The following is a 15,788-nucleotide window of genomic DNA, read 5'->3' as shown; positions in this document are numbered from 1 at the left end:
GGTTTGAGCATCGCGCTATTGCTCGACATGATCGAGGCCGACGATCCCGATCGCCTCGCGGTCGTGTCGGGCGCTTTTCGGATCACCACCGCGGAACTGGATGCGATGGCCCGCGGCGCGGCGGGACTGATCGGTTCGTCGGGCGTCGGACACGTCGCATACGTCGGCACCGGTGGCGTCATGGTGCCTCTGTTGCTGTTCGGCTCCGCCCGAGCCGGAAGGGCCTTCACCCCGTTGAACTACCGTCTCAGCGCCTCGGCGCTGCGCGAGCTGATCGACCGGTTGCCCGCGCCGCTGGTGGTGGTGGACGCCGAATACGCCGAGGCGGTCGAGGGTTCGGGCAAACAGGTCATCGACACCGATCTGTTCCTCGCCGCCACGCGGGCCGCGGCATCGGACAGCGAGATCGTCGAGGCAGCACCCGAAGACGTCGCGGTCGTACTGTTCACCTCCGGCACGACCGCACGTCCCAAGGCGGTGGAGCTGACCCATGCCAACCTGATCAGCTACGTCATGGGCACCGTCGACTTCGGCTCGGCCGCGCCCGGCGACGCCGCGCTGATCTGCGTGCCGCCGTATCACATCGCGGGCGTCGGCGCGGCACTGTCGAATCTCTATGCGGGACGAAAAATGGTGTACCTCAGGCAGTTCGAGTCACGGGAGTGGATCCGGCTGGTCAACGACGAGCAGATCACCAACGCCACCGTGGTGCCGACGATGCTCGATCGGATCGTCAGCACGCTGGAGGCCGCGCCGGTGACACTGCCGACCCTGCGCACCCTCGCCTACGGCGGTTCGAAGGCGCCGCTGCCGCTCGTGCGCAAGACCCTCGAGCTGCTGCCCGACGTCGGCTTGGTAAACGCCTACGGCCTGACCGAGACCAGTTCGACCGTCGCGGTACTCACCCCCGACGATCACCGGAACGCTTATCACGCCGACGATCCCGCCATCGCGAAACGGCTCGGCTCGGTCGGCCGCGCGGTCCCCGGCATAGAACTGCAGATCCGGGCCGAAGACGGCACTATCGCCGCCCCGGGCGCGACCGGCGCGCTGTTCGTCCGCGGCCCGCAGGTGTCAGGCGCCTACGCCGATATCGGTTCAGTGCTCGACGGCGAAGGCTGGTTCCCCACCAACGATCTCGCCACCCTCGATGAAGACGGCTACCTGTTCCTCGGCGGCCGCGGCGACGACACCATCATCCGGGGCGGTGAGAACATCGCACCGGCTGAACTGGAGGATGTGCTCGTCGAACACCCGCACGTCCACGAGACCGCGGTGGTCGGCGTCCCCGACCCGCAATGGGGCCAGATCATCGTCGCGGTGGTCGTCCCGGCGCCCAACTGCAACCCGGAACCGGAAGTGCTGCGCGACTACGTCCGCGCCAACCTGCGCGGATCGCGAACACCGGACCGCATCGTATTCCGCGATCAGCTGCCCGCCACACCGACCGGAAAAGTCCTGCGGCGCAACCTGATCGAAGAACTCACCCCCACCATCGAGGAAGCATCGTGATCAACAGTGGCGCCCGGCTGGAAAGCCAGGTCTGCGAAACCCAGGTGATCGTCATCAGAGCCACCGACGCTCTCGACGGGCTGCGCTGTGGCGGCGCTCCCATGGTGCCGGTCGGAGCCGAGAAGACGACCACCGATCTCGACCCGCGTTTCGCCGACGGCACCGCGCTCGGAAAACGGTACGTCCACGAGACGGGAGCCGAAATCCTCGTCACCCGACCGGGATCCGGCACGCTCGCGGTGCACGACATCCCCTTGGAGCTCAAGCAGGCCAAAGCTCTGCCGTCCAGCGACTGACGTGTAGGAGCAATCGTGCACCCGAGGATGGCGTGATCGCTGCCGAGGCATCCCGCTACGCTTCATCGGTGACTTTCACTACGAACGAGCAGCAGTTCCTCGCGGAGGCCGGGATCGGTCGGCTGGCGACGGTATCGCCCGACGGCGTCGTGCAGAACAACCCGACCAGCTATCGGGTGAATGCCGACGGAACCATCGATATCGGCGGCATGCGCATGCAGACCAGCCGTAAGTACCGCAACGTCGAGGCGGGCAGTCGGGTGTCGTTCGTCGTCGACCAGCAGGTCTCGTTGGAGCCGTATGTTATTCGCGGCGTCGAGGTGCGCGGCACGGCCGAAGCGCTCGACGACCAGGAGCCGCCGTTCCCGCCCCAGGAGCGCGCGATCATTCGGATCCATCCCGATCGGATCATCTCCTGGGGTATCGACGGCGGCTCCTTCGATTTCACCAGCCGCACGCCCAACAACTGATTCGAAGGCCGCCAGGCGTCGGCGACTTTGTCGGCGCCTGTGAAGTCGTTGGGCGAGAGAACCTTTCGCCGAACAATGGAGAAGAAGCCTACGACTTGGACGCCGTCACATCGCGCTCGATCGCCTCGAAGACGCCGATATCGGTCTTCTGCTGCCACTGCGGCAGTTGATCCCAAGGCGCGATGTAGCCCGGTTTCGGATCCGGGATACGCGCCCAAATTTGTCCGATCCAGCAGATCGCGACGAACTGCCCCTTCAGCTCCGAGCTCAAACGGGTCGCCGCGCCGTCGGTGAGCTCGATGAAGTCGACCACTTGACGGTAAACCGCCGCCGCATTGACACGCTCCCAGTCCGGCGTGTTCTCTTTTTGTGCGAGAACTGCCCTAGCCGGGCCCTAGCCGCTACGCGCCAATTCGGTCTCAGCGTCGATGCGCCCGAGATTGCCCTTGTGACTCCAGCCACTAGCGTGTTAAGAAGGCATTGATGTTTTAAAGGGCGTGGGTGCGACTCACCGTGGCGCTCGGCGCAGCAGCGGGCGTGAGTACGTTGCAACGCCGGTCGCGCGATGAACGCGTGCAGGAGATGTCTTGAAATGGAGTTCTCGGTCACCCGCGTGCGGGTCTGCCGCACCGGAGTTCGCGTGGGGCTGCTGCGACACGGTGACGGACTCCAGCTGCGATTGTTGTTTCGGCGCAGGGGATTTAGCCATCCGCGAGTGCGCTCAGTTTCCAACCGTCCTCGATGAGGAGTTGAACATGGACCGAATCAGGGGTAAGGCGATCGCGATTACGGGTGCGGCGCGCGGAATCGGGCTGGCCACCGCGACCGCGTTGCTCGACCGCGGGGCCCGAGTGGTGATCGGCGACCGCGATCTCGCTGAGCTCGGGATCGCGCTGGACTCGGTGCGGGATGCGCCGCTGACCGGTCATCCACTCGACGTCACCGATCGAGACTCGTTCGCTGACTTTCTCGAGCACGCTCGACACGACGTCGGCGGCCCAATCGAGGTGCTCATCAACAACGCCGGTGTGATGCCGGTGGGATCGTTCCTCGATGAAACGACGCGAACGATTCAAACCACTGTCGATGTGAACATCCACGGGGTGCTCAATGGCTGCCAGTTGGTGCTGCCCGACATGGTGTCTCGGCGCAGCGGACATATCATCAACATCGCGTCGATGGCAGGCGTCGTTGCCCTGCCTGGACAAGTGGTCTATGCAGCAACCAAATTCGCTGTCGTAGGCCTATCCCGTGCGATGGCCGATGAGTTCGCCCCTCATGGGGTCGAGATAAGCACCGTGCTGCCACCGTTCACCCAAACCGAGCTCATCGCAGGAACGCCGACCGGTAACCGAACCAGGGTGTTACATCCGTCAGAGGTGGCTACGGCGGTCGTCGGCGTTCTGGATCGCCCGAGGACGGAGTGTCCACTCCCTCCGTCGATGCGCTACGCATCTGCGCTGCTGTCGACGCTGACCCCACGGATGCGTCGATGGCTGTTCCGGCGATCCGGGATCGACCGGACGTTCCTTGATTTCGACGCCGCCGCTCGTCGGGCATATCACCAGCGGGTGGAGCGATCAACGGGCATCGTCAAACCGTCCGACGGCCCATCGTCGCCTCGCGACCACGCCGTGTCCGAGCCCAGCGCCGCTGCAGATATCGAGAATCGGCGGGCCCACGGGGCCGAATGACCAACTTGGAACGTCATCAGGACGCAGATCAGGAAAGCGCTCCGATCCAACACAGCGTCACCCGAATTTCGCCGCCACCGCAGTACAGGAGCTGGGCACCATGACCAACACGATCGAGCAAGCGGCCGCTTCAATCGCTGACCCGGCCGCCTACGCGGATGAGCAAAGCCTGTACCGCACAATGGAACAGCTCCGTCGCGAGTCACCGGTGACATTGGTCGACGTGCCGGCCTACCGCCCCTTCTATGCGATCGCCCGGCATGCCGACGTCATCGCGATCGAACGCGACAACCTGTTGTTCACCAATGCGTCGCGGCCGGTACTGATGAGCGAGGCTGACGAGGAACTACAGTCAGGGACACAGGTCCGCACACTGCTGCATATGGACGGAGCAGATCATCTCGCCATGCGCAGCATAGGTACCAATTGGTTTCGCCCGAAAGCCCTACGACGACTGCAGCTACGCATCGAAGAACTCGCGAGCGACTACGTCGACAGGATGCGTGCGGTCGGACCCGAGTGTGATTTTGTGCAGGAGATCGCCGTCAACTATCCCCTGCATGTGATCATGTCGCTCATCGGAGTCCCGGAAAGCGATTTCCCGAGAATGCTCAAACTGACACAAGAAATGGTCGGTAGCTCAGATTCAGAGTTTCAACGCAGTGCGACACCAGAAGAAAATATGCAGGCCTTGCTCGACATGTTCGAGTACTTCACTGCACTGGCGCAGGAGAAGAGACGCAACCCGACTGATGACTTCGGATCAGCGATCGCCAACGCCAGAATCAATGGACAGCCGCTTTCCGATATCGACACGACATCCTACTTCGTCACCATGGCCGTCGGCGGCCACGACACCACGAGTGCGACCATCGCGGGGGGTATGCGCGCCTTGGTGGAGAATCCCGATCAGCGGCAGCGGTTCTCCCAGAATCTCAGCCTGGCGGCGACTGCAGCCGATGAGATGGTTCGGTGGGTGACGCCCATCAAAGGGTTCATGCGCACGGCTCGAGCCGACGCCACCGTCAATGACGTGCGAATCCCGCAGGGAGAGTCCGTGTTTCTCTGCTACGTGTCGGCCAACAGGGATGAAGAGGTATTCACTGACGCCGATCGCTTCGACGTGACCCGCCACCCGAACAGACATCTGGGATTCGGACACGGCGCTCACTTCTGCTTGGGGGCCACACTCGCTCGAATGGAGATCAGTAGCTTCTTCTGCGAGCTGCTACCTCGGTTGACCGACATCGAGCTCGCCGGGCAACCGGAGTTGGTGGCCACCACGTTCATCGGCGGCCTCAAGCACCTGCCGCTGCGCTACCGGGTCACGTGACTCGCCGCCGTGCCGCGCGGCCCTGACCAACGCCTGCGCACCACTGGCAGCCGGGCCGGGGCCAGCTCGGCTGCGTTGCGCTCGGATCGTCGCTGCTCCCGGGTGTGGCTGGCTGCTCCGAGCCACGTCGGTCGACTACGCGTCGAGAAGCTCTCGCGCCCACTCTGCGCGCTCGAGAACGCCCTGGCCGATGTTGGCAAGACGGTCGTCGGCACTGTCACCGGCAGCATGACGATGGCTGAACTGCTGTATCACCACAGCGGTGCGCCAATGTGCGAAAGCCAGGTACCACGCCACGATGCTGGTGTCGGCTCCTGATCGCGATGAGTACCGCCTCAGAGCCTCCTCAGTTGACAACACCCACAACGGATTCCATGTCGTCGCGTCCAGCAACGCACCGATGTCGAAGAGCGGATCGCCGATGGTGGCCATATCCCAGTCGAATACGGCGGTGACGGTGTCGGGCTCACCTGACGCGAATTGGCAGTTGTCCAGCTTGAGGTCGTTGTGCACCAAAGCGATCTTCCGTGGCGCAGGCACTGTCTGAGCCAAACGCGCCGAGACGTCGAACATAAGAGACGACCCGTCTGGTGGCGCGACGCGGCGCCATCGCTCCGACCAGTTGGCAACCTGACGTTCGCCAAATCCACTGGGCTTACCGAGATCACTGAGACCGACCGCGTCGACGTCGACCGCGTGTAGATCCGCTGCGGCGTCGATGACGGCCATATTCAACCGGTGGGCCACGTCGGGCAGACCGGCCATTGATGCGGGCACGGCATCGTAAACCGTCTCACCAGTGCGGTATTCGACCACAATGAAGGGCGAGCCGACGATTGTCTCGTCGGGACAGAAGTGTAATGCCCGGGGCGCCCGTGGGTAGCTGTTGTTCAACCGGGAGAGCACACGGAATTCTCGGTGCATATCATGGGAGCCCAGTGCCAACGTTCCACGAGGCGGCCTACGGAGCACGATCGGTGCATCGCCGAAGTGCAACAGGTAAGTGAGATTAGCGTGGCCAGCGGTAAACTGCCGAACGGAGAAGGGTCCCTGCGGCAGATCGAGGACCGAGCGCAGGTAACGTTGCGTTGCTTCCCAATCGAGTTCATCGCCGGCACGTACGGCGTCTATGGTCATCTCTTCATCTCCGAATCCTACGAATTGCCGATCACCTGATCGCTTGTCAGCGGCCCTGGAAGCGTGGCGTGCGCTTTTCGAGGAAGGCCAGCGCAGCTTCCATGATGTCTTCGGTGGCCAGGAGTTCTTCGTGACGCCCGGTCTCGATCTTCTCGTATTCCGCGAGGCCCAAATGTTGGGCGTCGAGGAAGTTACGCTTCATCCCCCTTAAGGCCAGCGGTGACATGGCGGCAAGCTGATCGACCGCATCGGAGAGTGCAGCGTCGAAAGCGTCCTTGTCGAACACCCGGGTCGCAAGACCCATGGCAGCTGCGGCTTGTGCTTCGACCCGTTCATTGAACAGGTACAGCCGGTAGGCCAAACTGCTGCCGACGATCCGAGGCAGGCTCCACGCGCCGCACATGTCGCCTGCGACTCCGACTCTGGCGAAAGCGGTGCGGAACAGCGCAGTGTCGTCGCAAAGCCGGACATCGCACGCACACGCGATGCCGAAACCCGCACCGGCGCAGGCGCCGCGCACCGCGGCGACCGTGATCTGCGGGATGCTATGCAGCAAAACCGGGATCCGGTAGGTGTTGCGGATACGCTCTGGACTCGGCGCGTCCTGCGGTCGGTCACCTTGATTCATGGTCGCCAAGACCGACATATCGGCTCCGACAGAGAAGTCCGCACCGGCACCTTCGATCAGCACAACCTGCACGTAGCTGTCTTTTGCCAGGCTGTCGAGGGTGTCGACCAACGTCTCCAGCATCTCGAATGTCAGAGCGTTACGTGATTCGGGGCGATTGAGGACGATGCGAACCACACGTCCATCACGCTCAACGATGGCGTCAGACACCGGTCGATACCTCGATCTCGAAGGTCATGGGAATGCCCAGGAGCGTCTGTGTCGTCTCGGCGAGATCAACATCGGCTGACTTGACGGTCAGCCCGCTGACACCGACTCGGTCGCCGTTTTGGGCCTGCCCGATCTTGACGACCGCATTGTCGAGCCGGAGGGCACCGTCACTGTGGGGGCGCCCGGTAAGCGCAGCCCATCGGTCCAACATCTGCGCCGGATCGTCGGCGGTGATGTGCAGTCGCGAGAATCCATGTGCCCGATCGGTGCGCACCGCTGCCCGCCACCGCGGTCCTGCAGCCGGCCAGTCATCGTCGGTCCAGTCCAGCGAAACCATCACACCTCCACAGTCTTTGGGATGCAGTTGCAACGTGCTGTGATGTTCGTCGGCGTAGTCGAAGATCGTCCGCACTCCCAGCCGCGAGACTGCCCCTCGAGCGGCATCTGGATCACCGACTTGAAACAACACCATGTAGCCGCCTTCTCCGTGCCGTTGCAAATAGCGGCTCGCCGACGTGTCAGGGCCCAGCGGGCTCACCACCTCGATAAAGTCCTGTCCCAAGGGGCATACGACGTTGCGCAAGCCGAAGATTGACATCGATTCGTCGCGATGGGCCACTTCGAGCCCCAACGTCGCATGTACTTGCTCTGTGGCCGCATCGAGATCAGCTGCAATAAAGGCGAATTGGCGAAGCCGGACGCCGTTCACGAGGAAGCCTCGAGATCCAGACGAGCGAAGTCGGGATCTCGGCGTTCGAGCCACGACAACGTACCCTCGATGGCGTCGGGGCGACGCAGTGCTTCTTCGGTGAGCAGGTCCGCAGCGTCGACGGCCTTGGGTAGGCTCTCGGTCAGGTGCCGGTACACCAGGCGCTTGGACACCATCAGTGAATGCGGCGAGCTGTGACGAGCGAGAGTTTCCAGATACGAGACACATTCAGTGATCAGACTCGTTGGTTTTACGACACGTGTGGCCAGGCCTATGGCCAGCGCTTCGTGTGCGTCGATACTGCGCGAAGACCACAGCAGGTCCAATGCTCTGGAGTGGCCGACGATGCGGGGCAGAAGCCAGCTGACGCCATGTTCGGCAACCAAGCCACGTTTGGCGAACACCGTGTTGAATCGGGCGTTCTCCGAGGCGAAACGAAGATCACAAGCGGTCGCCAGCACGAATCCGCCACCGGCACATACCCCATTGATGGCTGCGATGACCGGTTTGCGAATGGCGATTGGCCAAGTGAATGTCCGCTGCATGTCTGCCATTTGAGGGTCTCCGGGGTATGTCCCGAACCATCCTTGACCTTCCGGGCCAACGGCGTCGGCTCCGTCGACGAGGGCACCGCGCAACATCGAGGCGTCCACGCCTGAGCAGAACGCGCGCTCACCGGCGCCGGTCAGGATGATGCCGACGACGCGGCGGTCTTGCTCGGCGACCCCGAAAGCGTGTCGCAGTTCGTGCAGCGTGGTCCCGGTGAAAGCGTTGAACTGCGCCGGCCGGTTGATCGTGACGATCGCGACCGGATCGTCGATCCGCAGCACGATGTCCTCATAGTCCATGCCGACCGGTCATCCCGCCGTCGATGACAGGACGTCGGCGTACTTCTTCAGCGCTGCTTCGCGCAGTGCGGGAATGTGCCGAGTCGGGAACAGGCCGGGCGCGGGTGTCGCCTGCCTGAGCAGGATGCGGCCCACTGTGAGCTTGTGGATTTCCGTCGGTCCGTCGGCCAACCCGAGCTGGTAGGCCCGAGCGACCATCTCCATCAACGGCATCTCGTCTGTCGTTCCCAAGGAGCCGTGGATTTGCAGTGCGCGCGAGGCGATCCGGTTCAATACGTCGGGTAGCGCGACCTTGACCGCTGCGATGTCGTGTCGCACCCGTTTATAGTCCTGATAGCGATCGATCCGCCACGCAGTGCGCAACACCAGCAGGCGATACTGTTCAAGGTCGATCCAAGAATCGGCGACCATCGCCTGCACGAGCTGCTTGTCGGCGAGCAGCTCACCCTGAGTGCGGCGCGACACTGCTCGTTCGAGCATGAGGTCCAGTGCCTGCCTGGCCATCCCGACGGTGCGCATCGCGTGATGCACCCGTCCGCCGCCGAGTCTTGTCTGGGACACGGCGAAGGCTTGGCCGCGGCCGCCGAGTAGGTTCTCCGCGGGCACACGTACATTGTCGTAGCGGATGTACGCGTGCACCCCGGGACCGCGCTCTCCGCCGAAGCTGCCCACGTCGCGAAGGAACGTCACACCCGGGGTGTCGGTCGGTACGATGAGCATCGAGTGCCGCTGGTACGGACTGGCTTCGGGCTCGGTGACCACCATCACGATCAAGATGTCGGAATTGCGTGCGAATGACGAGAACCACTTCTCGCCGTTGATCACCCACTCGTCGCCCTGAAGAACTGCCGAGCAGGTGAACTCCTTGGGGTCTGAGCCCGCCTGCGGCTCCGTCATCGAGAAGCTCGAGTAAATAGTGCCGTCGAGAAGCGGCTGCAGCCAGCGACTCCTGTGCTCTTCGGAGCCGTAGTGGGCCAGGATCTCGGCATTGCCGGTGTCGGGCGCCTGGCAGCCGAAGACGAGTGGCGCGAAGGTCGCTCGACCGAGAATCTCGTTGAGCAGTGCGAGCTTAACCTGTCCGTGACCGGGTCCGCCCAACTCCGGACCCAAGTGTGTCGCCCACAGGCCGCGCTTGCGAACCTCATCTTGAAGCGGCGGAACAAGCTTGTGCCAGAGGTCATTTCGCTCGAGAGGCAACACAAAGTCAAGCGGTTCGACCTCATCACGAACGAACTGGTCGGCCCAGTCCAGGTCTGCTTGGTAGTCGGGGTCGGTTTCGAAATCCCACATGGCTGTTCCTTTCGGGTGACCAAGAAAGAAGGCTGCGCGTCGCGTTGCCCTCAGATGCTGCGCACGAGGCCGCCGTCTACTTTGATGACTGACCCGGTCGTATAGCTGGACGCTTTACTGGCCAGATGGACAACAAGGGGACCGAGCTCGTCGGGCTCGCCGATGCGTTTGAGCGGTACAAATGAACCCTCCAGCGCTTCAGGTGGCCAGAACCGGGAGACATCGGTTCTGAACCCGCCGGGCAGGATGGCGTTGACGCGGACGCGCGGCGCATAGGCATTGGCCAATCCGACGGTGAGTACATTGAGGCCCGCTTTGGCGCAGGCATACGGTAGCTCTATCTCACCGGCGGTCAGCGACGCCACGGCGCCGATGTTGATGATCGAGCCGCCGTCATTGTCTGCCATATGGTTGCCGGCGAGAGCTCCCAGCCGGAACGGGCCCTTGAGGTTCACCGCGAGGGTCTTGTCGAAGAGTTCCTCGCTGACCGCGTCGAGAGTGTCGTAAGGAGGCGACATTCCGGCGTTGTTGACCAAGATGTCCATCCGCCCGAAATGGCTCGTTGTCTGTTCGATGAGGCGGTCGCAGTCATCCCAGTGTCCGACGTGGCACGCAATAGCGAGGGCTTGACGTCCCGTGGTGTCGGCGACCTCACGTGCCGCGCGCTCGCACGCGTCCAGTTTGCGCGAGGCGATCACCACATCGGCACCAGCCTCCGCGAGGGCTTGGACGAGCGCGCGTCCGATGCCGCGAGAACCGCCCGTGACGACTGCAACCCGGCCGGTCAAATCATGCAGTGCCGCTAAATCTGTCATCGTCGACTGCGATCCCGTCTCGAGAAGTGAAACTCGGTTGTGGAAGCGGAACTTCGCCTGCGTAACCATTCGTCAGCAGCACACCAGTCGTGCTGGCGGGAATGCTCCGCCGTTAAAACTACAGTGATTTCTTACCAGGTGTGGCTGGCGGTTGGCAACCATGCGCCGATCATCGTGGTAGCGCCCCCGGCGGCAGGGCACCGACCCCGCAATCCCGCAAGCAGCCCGTCCACGCGTGCGACGCAGGTCGTCGGTGGCAGCGCTGCGGAGAGCTATCCGACGAAGCCCGGGACAAGTCGCGACGCGCAAGTGCATGAACCGTGTGTCGCGCCCAATGGCGTCGAATCGGCGTCAGCGATGCAGGACGCCTTCGGCAGCGCCGACGGCGAGCCGGGGCTCAGTGACCGGCACGCTGCCCAGAGCTGTGTCGATGCGTGCGAGTAGGTCGGCGCTGAGGCTGACGCCCGCCGCCCGCGCGTTCGCCTCGACTTGTTCCGGACGCGATGCCCCCGTGATTGCCGATGCCACTTCAGGCCGCCGCAGAACCCAGGCCAACGCCATCGTTGACATATCCATGCCAGCGTCTTCGGCAATCGGAGCGAGCCGTTGCACCGCCTTCAGGACGTCGTCGGTATACCTGTCTTTCGACCCGCCCATGGTTTTACTCGCGAATCGGCTTCCGGGTGGAATGCGCTGTGCGGGTCGATATTTACCGGTGAGTACACCTTGAGCCAACGGTGACCAGACTATCTGGGAGATCGCCCGGGCTTGGCACAGGGGAAATACCTCGGTTTCGGGGGCCCGCCACAGCATTGAGTACTGCGGCTGCGACGCCACGAAGAGTTCATCACCGCCGATCTCGGTGCCGGCGCGGATCTGTTCAGGTGTCCACTCACTGAATCCGATATAGCGTGCTTTGCCCTGCTCCACCACGCTTTGGAAGCCTTCGATCGTCTCTTCGATCGGCACTCTGGTGTCGAATCGGTGGGCCTGATAGACGTCGACGTAATCGGTGCGGAGGCGCTGTAGGGACGCCTCGAGTTGCTTGCGGATCTGTTGTGCCGTCAGACCCCAGTCGTCGGGTTCCTTCGACATGGGGGCGAACAACTTCGTGGCTAGGACGTACTTCTCACGAGGATGTTCGGACAGAATCTCACCCCACGCCGATTCAGCGATGCCATAGCCATACGCGTTGGCGGTGTCGAAGAAGTTGATGCCTACGTCAAGTGCGGTTTCGGTGCATGCACGCGTCCGGTGGAAGTCGACCCCGCCGGAGAAAGTCAACCATGAACCCAGCGAGATCTCCGAGATCTGCAAGGTTGACGAGCCGAGCTGACGGTAACGCATGTGTTGATCCTTTAAGCCGAAGGGGATATGTCGTTGACAGAGAACGTCTTTGGCGTGACGGCGCGCCTGACCGTCTCGCGGGGGCACGGTGCGGTCGCGTTGGCTGCTTCAGTGGCGAAGATGGTCGACGAGTTCGAGTGTCTCGAGTTCGCGCACCGTCTGGCAGGCTCAGCCCAACACGGTGTGCATCAGCTCCTCCGATAGGCGAATGATGGGAGAATCGCGCGCGAAAGGCAATGTCTGGGTGACCTCGGCTGACGTGCGGGTGGCCTCGCCAATGCGCGCGGCCGCCTGCGGGATCGCTTGCGGCATCGAGGCGTGCGGGTAGTCGTCGATGCGTGGATCAGACCAGAAGGCAGCGTGCAGTCCCGCGATGGCCACGACGGCCAATCCGACCGCGTGTAGGACGCAGGGGCTGGCGACATGGTCACCGCGCACCGCCGGTGCGAGATCTTCCAGGACCAGGATTGTGTCGATAGTTTGACCACGAACGACGGCGGCAGGGAGTTCGCCGCGGCGGCCGGTCACCGTCGGGCTGACAAGATGGTCCTGCGCCGCTGGCTGCCGCAGAGAGTCATTCACGGCGACAGTTCCTATCCCGTTGCGCCGTCGACCTGTAGGTGGATTCGCATATGAGTCACGCCCTCTCGCCGAAGGACACATGCCATCACGGATGGCCGTACCGCGCTAAGAAACCAATGATGTTTTATCGTATGCCGAGTCGAATCGGCAAGGTGTGACAACCATAGGATGGAGTCAGCAGGCGGTCGTTGAGTCGACCAGGGCGCGCCGCTACACGGCCGGTGTCGCTGGGCGCGGTACCAGCTTGGCCGCCTGAACTCTCCACTGACGGTCCGGCTCTCGCAGAGCCGTGCTCGACGTAGGGTAGGCCGCCGACGAGGTGCCAGCCGAGCTGGTCCTTTTCCGACGGCCCCCCTCCGAACCAGCCGTGCCCGATTTCCGTGGCAGCTGGCTCTCCAGTGCTCATCGTGGCCTGCCTGTAGGGCGTCCGGCGTGGATGTCCTCGTGGCAGGCGCGGCAGACGACGAGGGTCTTGCGGCGGCGAGCCGCCATCTGCTTGACCCAATCCGGTTGTGGTTTCCGACCTTTCGGATTGAGGTCTTTCAACGCTCTCACGTGGTGGACCTCGACCTTGTGGGTGGAGCCGCATCGTTCGCAAGCCTCGGCGAGCAGGCGTTGCACCAGCTCGGACCGGCGGCTGTTCCAGATGCGTATCGGATCGTCGTCGAGGGGTCGTGGCGTGATGTCACGGGCCAAACTGATTCCGCCCCAACGTGGCTTCCAGTGGCGGCCGCCCGTCTCGGTCCAGGGTGGCTCGCAGGCCACGACGAGGACCCTGCTCGGTGTCGAGAACGGCACGGTAGCGGCGGTAGACCTGTGGGACCGTGATCCGGTATTTCCGGGCCAGGGTCTTGGTCAGCGACCGCTCCATAACGTATTTCAGGCGACCGAGCCGGTGACGGTTGAACGCCAGCCGGTAGTACTCTGCGACGCCCCGGAACTCGGCTTGGAACTGCGCGACAATACTGACATCGGTATTGACGATGCGCTCGGTCCGCCGAATAGGTTCGCCGTGATGCAGATAGGGGCGGGCCTTGGCCCTGATCACATCCAGCGGCACCTTCAGCCCGATCGCCGCGTTGATGCTGCGGTGACCGTGCGGGCCGCGTTTGTGATCAGCGTGCAACACCACGATCTCGTAGCCGAGGAACCGGGCGGCCTGCGTCCGCCCGTGCGTGATCAAGGTCTTGACCGGCGAAAGCTCCAGCGCCAATTCCTCGCGCAGGAACACCGCGATCTGATTCTTGATGTCCTCGGCCTCCTGCCGGGGACCGGCGAAACCCAGAATCCAATCATCGGCGTAGCGGCAGTAACGTAGCCGCCGATAGGCCGGATCAGCGGGATCACGGGACGGCAGGGATTTCATCTGCTTGCGCAGCAACACCCCTGTATCCAGATTTCCCGCCTGCTCGGCCCGCCACGCGCGTTGCCACAACCGCATATACGGCCGATACGGTGTTCTGCGGTTCCCTCGGTTGTAGGCAGGCAGCAAGGTCTGTTCGATGAACCGGTCCAGCCGATCCAGGTAAATATTCGACAGGACGGGCGAAACGACCCCACCTTGCGGACAGCCGCTCAGTGTGGCGTGATATCGCCAATCCTGCAGATACCCAGCCTTCATCAGCCCGTCAATCAAGCGCAGAAACCGGCCGTCGTGGATCTGTTCGGCCAGAATCGATCTCATGATCGAGTGGTCGAGCGATCCGAAACAGTCGGTGATGTCGCCCTCGACGAACCAGACCGTCCCGTGCCATTGGTGATAGATCTCCTGCAACGCGGTGTGACAGCCGCGGCCGGGCCGGAAACCGTGGGACCGATCGGAGAACTGCGGCTCGTAGTACGCCTCCAAGATCAGGCGCAGCACTTCCTGCAGCAGTTTGTCCGACCAGGTCGGCAACCCCAGCGGGCGTTTCTTCGTCGAATTCTTCTTCTCGATGAAACTGCGCCGCACCGGAGTCCACCGATAGCGTTCCTGCCGGAGTGCCTCGATGATGGCCTCGATCTTGCCGAGGCTCATGCCGTCCACGGTCTCTGTAGTGGCCCCGCGCGTCATCGCGCCCTTGTTGCGGTAGAGCTTTCCGTAGGCAAGCAGGAACAGATCCGGGTTGAACAAGCACCGATAGACCCGCTCCAACGGCAGCCCTCGACTGCCGCGTTCGCGAATGATCGCCAATACGGTTGCGGCATCCCGCATCTCGCGTACCTCACCATGTGTTGTCGATCTCGAGCACCTGGGCCCCTTCGCCCGTGCGGACGGCTCTCCCGTCCTCCCCGGCAGGGCGTTACTCCTGCGACTACTACGGACCCTCCGTGACCATAGGGCTCGCGCCCCGTAGGCCATCCCGAATTCCTCTGTGCACCAGACGTATCGAGCGTGACGTAGGCGTCCCGGTCCGTTTCCTTGAGCGGGCTCACTGCCCGCCGCCCGCCGGTCGGAAGGGTTCAAGGCGACGAAACTCGGAATCGCCTCCATACCGACGGCCCCGACCACAGACGCCGTGTCGGGATGTGTGACGTTTGCACCGCTGGAAACTGGGCTTCAAGCAGTCTGGCCTTCGCCATATCACGGGGGCCTTGCACGACCGTCCCTTCGACGTCTCCTCGGCACCTCGCGCTTTCCCGCCATGCTGTTGTCCCCTCCCGGTTTCCCGTTCAGGTAAGGCGGGTGGCCCAGAGGTCACCTCCTTCCGAACCTCTGCCCCCTGTAGGGGCGATCTGGCGCCGAGTTAGACGGCGCACAGTCTCGCGTCACACGGCTCTTACCATCCAGTCGCCATGAAACCATGAGTGTGTTCCGAGCCGGGAAATAGTCGAGAGTAGCGTTCTCCCAAGGCTTTCCACCATGCGTTGACTTTCTTCATGGGATGCGCCGACGCGCGCGCCTCGACGGTGTCGAGCGGGTCGGTGACCCGTTCGC

At 63.1% G+C, this 15,788-nt stretch carries 16 protein-coding genes; 5 read left to right on the top strand and 11 right to left on the bottom strand.

The window, feature by feature from the left end:
• Positions 1-3: 3 nt before the first annotated feature.
• The 3 genes from NP3_RS26345 to NP3_RS26335 all read left to right on the top strand — a co-directional run bounded on the left by NP3_RS26345 (position 4) and on the right by NP3_RS26335 (position 2,278).
• Complete coding sequence (locus tag NP3_RS26345; RefSeq protein WP_063044286.1) at positions 4-1,512, top strand: class I adenylate-forming enzyme family protein; 1,509 nt, start codon at positions 4-6, stop codon at positions 1,510-1,512.
• Positions 1,509-1,808, top strand: a complete 300-nt coding sequence (locus NP3_RS26340) for a hypothetical protein (RefSeq protein ID WP_063044285.1) — start codon at positions 1,509-1,511, stop codon at positions 1,806-1,808. Before NP3_RS26345 ends, NP3_RS26340 begins: the two co-directional genes overlap by 4 nt.
• Before the next feature lie 68 nt (positions 1,809-1,876).
• Entirely contained in the window at positions 1,877-2,278 is a 402-nt protein-coding gene (locus NP3_RS26335; protein WP_063044376.1) for a PPOX class F420-dependent oxidoreductase, read from the top strand.
• Between the two features lie 88 nt (positions 2,279-2,366).
• On the opposite strand, the gene NP3_RS26330 is transcribed toward NP3_RS26335, so the two are convergent.
• The gene (locus NP3_RS26330) at positions 2,367-2,591 is read right to left on the bottom strand and encodes a hypothetical protein (RefSeq protein WP_174566263.1); all 225 of its coding nucleotides are present in this window, start codon (positions 2,589-2,591) and stop codon (positions 2,367-2,369) included.
• Between the two features lie 442 nt (positions 2,592-3,033).
• On the opposite strand from NP3_RS26330, the gene NP3_RS26325 reads away from it, so the two are divergent.
• Complete coding sequence (locus tag NP3_RS26325) at positions 3,034-3,972, top strand: SDR family oxidoreductase (RefSeq protein ID WP_063044284.1); 939 nt, start codon at positions 3,034-3,036, stop codon at positions 3,970-3,972.
• Between the two features lie 100 nt (positions 3,973-4,072).
• The gene (locus NP3_RS26320; protein ID WP_063044283.1) at positions 4,073-5,305 is read left to right on the top strand and encodes a cytochrome P450; all 1,233 of its coding nucleotides are present in this window, start codon (positions 4,073-4,075) and stop codon (positions 5,303-5,305) included.
• 135 nt (positions 5,306-5,440) lie between these two features.
• Here the strand turns inward: NP3_RS26320 and NP3_RS26315 are convergent, their stop codons facing one another.
• The 10 genes from NP3_RS26315 to NP3_RS26275 all read right to left on the bottom strand — a co-directional run bounded on the left by NP3_RS26315 (position 5,441) and on the right by NP3_RS26275 (position 15,065).
• Positions 5,441-6,442, bottom strand: coding sequence for a phosphotransferase family protein (locus NP3_RS26315; protein WP_063824919.1), 1,002 nt, complete (start codon positions 6,440-6,442; stop codon positions 5,441-5,443).
• Positions 6,443-6,488: 46 nt separating this feature from the next.
• Entirely contained in the window at positions 6,489-7,280 is a 792-nt protein-coding gene (locus NP3_RS26310) for an enoyl-CoA hydratase-related protein (protein ID WP_063044281.1), read from the bottom strand.
• Entirely contained in the window at positions 7,273-7,989 is a 717-nt protein-coding gene (locus NP3_RS26305) for a VOC family protein (protein ID WP_063044280.1), read from the bottom strand. Before NP3_RS26305 ends, NP3_RS26310 begins: the two co-directional genes overlap by 8 nt.
• Positions 7,986-8,837: an enoyl-CoA hydratase-related protein gene (locus NP3_RS26300; protein WP_063044279.1), complete on the bottom strand. Its 852-nt coding sequence runs from the start codon at positions 8,835-8,837 to the stop codon at positions 7,986-7,988. Before NP3_RS26300 ends, NP3_RS26305 begins: the two co-directional genes overlap by 4 nt.
• Positions 8,838-8,846: 9 nt before the next feature.
• Complete coding sequence (locus NP3_RS26295; protein ID WP_063044278.1) at positions 8,847-10,127, bottom strand: acyl-CoA dehydrogenase family protein; 1,281 nt, start codon at positions 10,125-10,127, stop codon at positions 8,847-8,849.
• Positions 10,128-10,177: 50 nt separating this feature from the next.
• Positions 10,178-10,942 carry an SDR family NAD(P)-dependent oxidoreductase gene (locus tag NP3_RS26290; RefSeq protein ID WP_063044277.1) on the bottom strand — a complete coding sequence of 255 codons (765 nt, stop codon included), beginning with the start codon at positions 10,940-10,942 and terminating at the stop codon, positions 10,178-10,180.
• A gap of 351 nt (positions 10,943-11,293) precedes the next feature.
• Entirely contained in the window at positions 11,294-12,376 is a 1,083-nt protein-coding gene (locus NP3_RS26285) for an aldo/keto reductase family protein (protein WP_245721118.1), read from the bottom strand.
• A gap of 81 nt (positions 12,377-12,457) precedes the next feature.
• Complete coding sequence (locus tag NP3_RS26280; protein WP_063044275.1) at positions 12,458-12,871, bottom strand: hypothetical protein; 414 nt, start codon at positions 12,869-12,871, stop codon at positions 12,458-12,460.
• 402 nt (positions 12,872-13,273) lie between these two features.
• Complete coding sequence (locus NP3_RS49940; protein ID WP_218024938.1) at positions 13,274-13,567, bottom strand: HNH endonuclease; 294 nt, start codon at positions 13,565-13,567, stop codon at positions 13,274-13,276.
• On the bottom strand, positions 13,557-15,065 hold the full coding sequence (locus tag NP3_RS26275; protein WP_218024937.1) for a reverse transcriptase/maturase family protein: 1,509 nt from the start codon (positions 15,063-15,065) through the stop codon (positions 13,557-13,559). Before NP3_RS26275 ends, NP3_RS49940 begins: the two co-directional genes overlap by 11 nt.
• Positions 15,066-15,788 lie beyond the last annotated feature (723 nt).

The sequence above is a fragment of the Nocardia pseudovaccinii NBRC 100343 genome (genome assembly GCF_001613225.1).
GTDB classification, from domain to species: domain Bacteria; phylum Actinomycetota; class Actinomycetes; order Mycobacteriales; family Mycobacteriaceae; genus Nocardia; species Nocardia pseudovaccinii.
The sequence above is the reverse complement of the archived record's forward strand: the minus strand, read 5'-3'. Positions and strand labels throughout refer to the sequence as shown.